The sequence below is a fragment of the Methylobacterium sp. BTF04 genome, from assembly GCF_010692745.1.
Taxonomy (GTDB): domain Bacteria; phylum Pseudomonadota; class Alphaproteobacteria; order Rhizobiales; family Beijerinckiaceae; genus Methylobacterium.
The window spans coordinates 1-6,020 of sequence record NZ_JAAHTB010000092.1; the positions used below are offsets into that span (position 1 = coordinate 1).

At 65.2% G+C, this 6,020-nt stretch carries 5 protein-coding genes and 2 pseudogenes; 3 read left to right on the plus strand and 4 right to left on the minus strand.

The window, feature by feature from the left end; all coding sequences use genetic code 11:
- The first annotated feature begins 96 nt into the window (after window positions 1–96).
- Together G3T14_RS22825 and G3T14_RS22830 are read left to right on the plus strand one after the other, a co-directional pair.
- A complete protein-coding gene (locus G3T14_RS22825) occupies window positions 97–1,191 on the plus strand; it encodes a methyl-accepting chemotaxis protein (protein WP_163644795.1) in 1,095 nt (364 codons plus the stop codon).
- 327 nt (window positions 1,192–1,518) lie between these two features.
- Window positions 1,519–1,902: a hypothetical protein gene (locus G3T14_RS22830; RefSeq protein WP_163644796.1), complete on the plus strand. Its 384-nt coding sequence runs from the start codon at window positions 1,519–1,521 to the stop codon at window positions 1,900–1,902.
- 131 nt (window positions 1,903–2,033) lie between these two features.
- On the opposite strand, the gene G3T14_RS22835 is transcribed toward G3T14_RS22830, so the two are convergent.
- The 3 genes from G3T14_RS22835 to G3T14_RS22845 all read right to left on the minus strand — a co-directional run bounded on the left by G3T14_RS22835 (window position 2,034) and on the right by G3T14_RS22845 (window position 4,366).
- Window positions 2,034–3,539 carry an IS66 family transposase gene (locus G3T14_RS22835; protein WP_163644799.1) on the minus strand — a complete coding sequence of 502 codons (1,506 nt, stop codon included), beginning with the start codon at window positions 3,537–3,539 and terminating at the stop codon, window positions 2,034–2,036.
- A gap of 107 nt (window positions 3,540–3,646) precedes the next feature.
- Window positions 3,647–3,940: an IS66 family insertion sequence element accessory protein TnpB gene (tnpB, locus tag G3T14_RS22840; protein WP_348645331.1), complete on the minus strand. Its 294-nt coding sequence runs from the start codon at window positions 3,938–3,940 to the stop codon at window positions 3,647–3,649.
- A gap of 51 nt (window positions 3,941–3,991) precedes the next feature.
- Entirely contained in the window at window positions 3,992–4,366 is a 375-nt protein-coding gene (locus G3T14_RS22845) for a transposase (RefSeq protein WP_163644797.1), read from the minus strand.
- 409 nt (window positions 4,367–4,775) lie between these two features.
- On the opposite strand from G3T14_RS22845, the pseudogene G3T14_RS22850 reads away from it, so the two are divergent.
- Window positions 4,776–5,545, plus strand: a pseudogene (locus G3T14_RS22850) (IS5 family transposase).
- Between the two features lie 49 nt (window positions 5,546–5,594).
- Here the strand turns inward: G3T14_RS22850 and gntA are convergent.
- Window positions 5,595–5,966: pseudogene (gene gntA, locus G3T14_RS22855) on the minus strand (guanitoxin biosynthesis heme-dependent pre-guanitoxin N-hydroxylase GntA); the annotation flags it as partial.
- Window positions 5,967–6,020 lie beyond the last annotated feature (54 nt).

The window sequence follows — 6,020 nt, forward strand, 5'->3', positions numbered from 1 at the left end:
ATGCTTTACGCTACGCTCGCCGCCTCAGATCCACTGCCCTCATGAATAAGACGGGTTAAGATCGCCGCAGATGTTACGGAGCAGCACGCGGTTTACATGGACGCGCGGAACAAGTTGGCTGCTATCGACCGCTCCCGCGCGTCCATCGAGTTCGATCTTGCAGGAACCATCCTTACGGCTAATGCAAGGTTCTTGGATCTGATCGGCTACCGCCTTGACGAAATCGCGGGACGAAATCACAGCATCTTCGTGGACAAGGCCGAGCAGGGCAGCGCAGCCTATAAGATGTTCTGGGACAAGCTGCGGGCAGGCGAGTTTCAGTCCGCTGAGTTCAAGCGGTTCGGCAAAGACGGCCGCGAACTCGGGCTTCAGGCCATCTACAATCCAATTCTCGATGAAGACGGTCGGCCGGTCAAAATCGTTAAATACGCCACGGATGTAACAACCGTAGTGCGGGCGCGCTTGGAGCGAGCGCAAGCCCAAGTGGCGATTCAGGTCAACCTCGATGTGATCGATCAGAGCCTTGCAAGCGTCGCGACCCAAGTCTCCAGTACAGCGGATGTCGCGGCCGAGACCTCCGCCAATGTTCAGGCGGTCGCAGCGGGTGCCGAACAGTTCGCGGCTTCCATCGAGGAATTGAGCCGGCACGCCATCGAAGCCAAGACCGCAAGCGACAGGGCGGTTCTGAGAGCCGAGGAAGCTGGGACCATCATTGGCGGCCTGACGAAGGCCGCCGAGCGCATTGGGCAGGCGGTGACTGCAATCCGAGCAGTGGCCGACCAAACTAATCTACTTGCCCTCAACGCCACCATTGAGGCAGCACGTGCCGGCGATGCGGGTCGCGGCTTTGCAGTGGTGGCCACCGAGGTTAAGGCTCTGGCCAACCAATCCTCCAAGACGACGGAGGAGATCGGAACCTTGATCGCAGATGTGCAGAGTTCGACCCTTCAAGCCGTTGAGGCGATCGGCACCATCACGGAAGCAATCCGGTATCTAAGTGAGATTTCTCTCAGTGTCTCGTCAGCCGTGACAGAGCAGGCTGCAGTTACGCGGGACATGTCGCTGAACATGCAGACGGCCGCCAGCGGAGTTGAGCGCGTTCGCGAGAACACGCGTGCCATCGCCGCAGCGGCTCAAGACGTCGGTTCATCGGTTAGCACCATGGCGCAGGTGGCACGTAAGCTGGCCTAATACTAACTCTCATTGACCATAACCCAATGGTAAGCGCTCGGTGGAGGCTCGGCATTATTCCGGGTGCGCATCGTTTTCCTCAAGGCCGGACGACCGCGGGGGCAAACTTGCGCTGATCTGGATTCTCTTGCGGTGACGGTCTGCTTTTCTGGCCCGACGTCGTGCTGCGGCGGGCTGACGTCATGCTGACAGGGAAAGGATCAATGGCAAATCGGCTTGCGCTTTCAACCAAGCGCCCTGCGTCCACACCAGAATGAGCATCGGACGGGCTTCTAACTTTCTGGCTCACCCGCGACCCTGATGGTTCCTCTCACCGGAGCCGAACCCATGGCCGACGACACCGACGACGACCTCCCCGAGATCCTGATCCGCCGGAAGCGCAAACACGCCAGAGCCCAGGCCAAGAGTACCGCCCGGCGCAAAGCCAGGAACGCGCCCCGCCGGGACGACTTGGCACGCGGCGCCTACTACGTGCTCCTCCTGACTATGGATGAGGCTGAGAAGCAGGGCGAGATCGAGCGCGCCAACCGCATCCGACGCCGCATGCTCCTCATGATGGAGGATGCCTTGTTCGACCAGTCAGCCTCCGCCGTGGCCTTTGATGGACATGCCGACACCGTGTTCCAGGACGTCGAAGCCTGGGTCGGCACGGGCAGGTTCGCGAAGCGGAGGGAGGCTGAGGCTGGTCGGCCAGCCGCTGATACGAAGTAACGGGGGAGTACGAGGGGTTGACCTCAGCCGCTGACGATGCGGCTCAGGTCGATCCCCCTCGGAAGAAAGCGGGTGGGCATCCAGCCCTCATCTCCGAGTGATGGCAAGGAATTGCCGTACGGCCCTTCGGGTCAGGCGGCCTGAGCGAGGCCCATGAGCGGGATCCAGTTCCAGGGCAGCAGGTCGCCCAAGCGTCTGGCTGGATGGTCGGCGATGCGGGTGAGGACGTCCCGCAGGTAGGCCTCGGTATCGAGGCCGTTCAGCTTGGCCGTCTCGATCAAGGTGTAAAAGGCGGCCGCCCGCTCGGCGCCCCGATCCGAGCCGGCAAACAGATAGTTCTTGCGCCCGACGGCGACGCCGCGGAGCGCCCGCTCGGCCGGGTTGTTGTCGAGCCCGATCCGGCCGTCGTCGAACACCCGCGTCAGCGCACGCCAGCGGGTCAGCATATAGCGGAACGCTTTGGCTAGATCCGAGGGGCCGGAGAGCTGCGGCAGGATCGTCTCGGCCCAGGTTCTCAAGGCCTCGGCCAGCGGCCGGGATCGATCCTGGCGCCGTCGCTGTCGCTCATCGGGCGACTGGCCGGCGATCACGCGTTCGATAGCGTAGAGGGCGCCAATGCGCTCCAGCGCCTCCCCGGCGATGGCCGAGCCGGTCTTAGCGTGCACGTCGAAGAACTTGCGCCGAGCGTGGGCCCAGCACGCCGCCTCGATCAGGGCACCGCCGGTGCGGCCACCCTCGTAGAGGCGATTGAAGCCGGCATAGCCGTCGGCGTGCAGCACGCCCCGGAACCCGGCCAGATGCGTCAGCGGCCGCTCGCCCCTGCGGTCGGGGGAGGCCAGGAACACGGCGGCCGGCGGACGCACGCCGCCATGGGGCCGCTCGTCGCGCACATAGACCCAGAGCCGCCCGGTCTTCGTCCGGCCCAGGCCCGGCGCCAGCACCGGGACGGGGGTGTCGTCACTGTCGAGAACGTCCGAGTCCGCCAGGACGTCCCGGCGGAGCAGGTCGACCAGCGGAGAGCGCGCGGCGGCTGTCGCCCCCACCCAGCCCGACAGGGTCGAGGTCGCCAGATTCACGCCGTCCCGGGCATAGATCTCGGCCTGGCGGTAGAGCGGCAGGTGATCGTCGAACTTGGCCACCGCGATATGGGCCAGCAGACCGGCGCCAGCCCGTCCGCGGGCGATCGGGTGATGCGGGGCGGGTACCTGCACCATCCCCTCGCAGGCTCGGCACGCGAACGCCTCGCGCACGTGCCGAACCACCTTGAAGCGGCCGGGTACGTAATCGAGGGTCTCCGTCACGTCCTCGCCGATCCGGCGCAGGGTCCCGCCGCAGGACGGGCAGGTGCAGGGACCGGGATGGATCACGCTCTCCCGGGGGAGATGATCGGGCAACGGGCGCCGGGCCGGCCTGGTTCGGGCGGCCTCGACGGCGTCAGCCACGACCGGGGCGGCGGCCAGGCGCTCGGCCTCGTCGACCTCCAGCGCCTCGATGGCGAGTTCGAGCTGTTCGACGCGCGCCTTCAACTTCTCGGACGAGACGCCGAACTGCGCCCGCTTGAGCCGGGCGAGTTCGCCGCGCAGCTTCTCGATGAGCGTGTTGGCGTGGACGGCCTCCCGCGCCATGCCGACGATCATGCGCTTGAGCGCATCGACATCATCGGGAAGTGAGCCAGGATCGAGAGCCACATCAACAGCTTACGCCGTCATGCCCAGCACGCAAGCCCGTTGACGACACCCGCGCGTCAGCCTGCGATGCGGGGCCGGTCCGTACGCACCGGGGCACGCCAGTCGATGCCTTCCAGCAGCATGGCGAGTTGCGCCGGCGTCAGCGCGGCGGCCGCCCCCGCCGTCGCCGGCCAGACGAAGCGGCCCTTCTCCAGGCGCTTGGAGAACAGGCACAGGCCCTGTCCGTCCCACCACAGCACCTTGATCAGGTGCCCCTGCCGACCACGGAACACGAAGGCCTGTCCCGAGAACGGATCACGCGCGATGTGATCCTGAACGAGGCTGGCCAGGCCATCGAAGCCCTTGCGCATATTCGGTGTGGCCGGTCGCCAGCCAGACCCGCGAACCGGAGGGGACCGGGATCATCGGCCCAACAACATCGCGATCACGCCCTGCAGGAGGGCGACCTCCGCGCCTGCCTCGGCCCGAAGCCGATGACCGCCAGCCAGCTCGATCTCAATGGCGCCGGGACGGTTCGGCTCTTCCCGGATGGCGGATGGGGGCGCTGGCAGCGCGAGCGGAACGAAGCTCGGACGGGACGACGTCTCCAGTGCAGAGACGCCTGCCCGCAGGGCACGCCGCCAGCGGAACAGCAGGCTAGAATGAAGCCCGTGCCGACGCGCCACCTCGGAGGCCGTCGTCGTCGGATCATCCGCCTCGGTGAGGATCGCCCGCTTCTGCTCGGGCGACCAGGTGCGTCGCGTTCCCGCGACGACGACGTGAGGCGTGCTCGTCATAGATCCAGACACAGGGCCGATACAGCGCGATCCCGCGCCATCACCTGTATCCAGACCCAAGACCTATCCGCACAAGGCAGCCGTCACCGAGCGCTTACCCATCAGCGCATCGGGAGCATTCTCGAATGAGGCAATACGCGTCACCATCCTGATTGTCGCGCTACACGGCGGATATGCTTAACGACCCGTAAACGAACGCGCGTTCGCGTTTGCGACAGGCCCCCTTCGACACCCTGTGGCGCGCCATCGGCGACATCTGCGGCCTCTTTGAGCCCGACGAGTGCTGGAACTTCTTCAAAGCCGCTGGATATGCGTTCAAAAAAAGTCCGATGCTCTAGGTCGTGAACTCATAACGGGTTTTGGATCGGGATCGGGATCATCGGGTTTTCCTCTCTGGAAGGAGAATTCGATGGCTCGGTTTGATCTGACGGATGCGGAGTGGGCGGTGATCGCACCGGTCCTGCCGTCCGACACACGTGGCGTCGAGCGGGTGGACGACCGCCGTGTGCTCAACGGGATTTTCTGGCGTCTGCGCACGGGGGCCCCCTGGGCCGACATCCCGGCGCGGTACGGGCCTTACACCACGTGCGGCAACCGTTTCCGGCGCTGGCGCAAGGCCGGGGTGTGGGATCGCCTTCTCGACGCGGTGTCAAAGGCTTACGATGGCGACATTCAGATGATCGACGCCACCAGCGTGCGGGTGCATCAGCACGCTGCCACCGCCAAAAAAAAGACGACCGATCCCGTTGCATGGGTCGCTCGCGCGGCGGCCTGACCACCAAGATCCATGCCCTGGTGGATGCCGAGGGCCGCCCCATCGCCCTCAAGCTGACCGAGGGCCAAGCCCATGACGGTCGCTCCTCGGACGACATGCTCGGTGCGCTCGGTCCGGGTCAGACCCTGCTCGGCGACCGGGCCTACGACAGCGACGAACGGCGAGACCGTCTGGCCAAGCAGGGGGCGTGGGCCAACGTCCGGCCGATGCCGAACCGCAAGAATGTTCCGGCTTTCAGCCCGTTCCTGTACCGCTACCGCAACCTCGTCGAACGCTTCTTCAACAAGATCAAGCACTTCAGGGCCGTCGCAACACGCTACGACAAAGACCCGGCCAACTCTCTCGCCAGCGTCAAACTCGCAGCCATCCGGATCTGGCTCCGATCTTATGAGTCTACGACCTAGAGTGAACGGGACGCCAGAACGCGGCGCGATCTCGTGGGGTGCATGTGCCTTAGACATCGCGTGTTCCATTTGCTCCGGTCCGCCCTTGGAAGGGGCAACGCCAAGCCTCGGACACTGCCCGTCCACTGTACTGGCGCGCTTCCGAAACCTCGCCGTGACGGGCCAGCATCGGGTTCATCGATCCGGCGTATGCCGTGTCGCGCTCGAGGATCGAGGTCCGCAACTTCTCATAGCGGTTGGCCTCTCGCAGGGCCTCGAACTGAGCATGGAAGTTGAACACCAGCACCGGTGAAGAAAAGCGACGTGCCGGCCGGCTTGCCCGCGGGTGAAGCCCCACGATGAAAAACGCTTCGCCGCCAAAACTCAGGGAAAAATGCGGGCTCTCGGGATCGCTCGCCACGCGCTGGTCCCACGGTTGGCCATCGGATCAGCTCTTCCCTGCCAAGGCCGCCTGGCTGCGCGCTCGGGCCTGAGG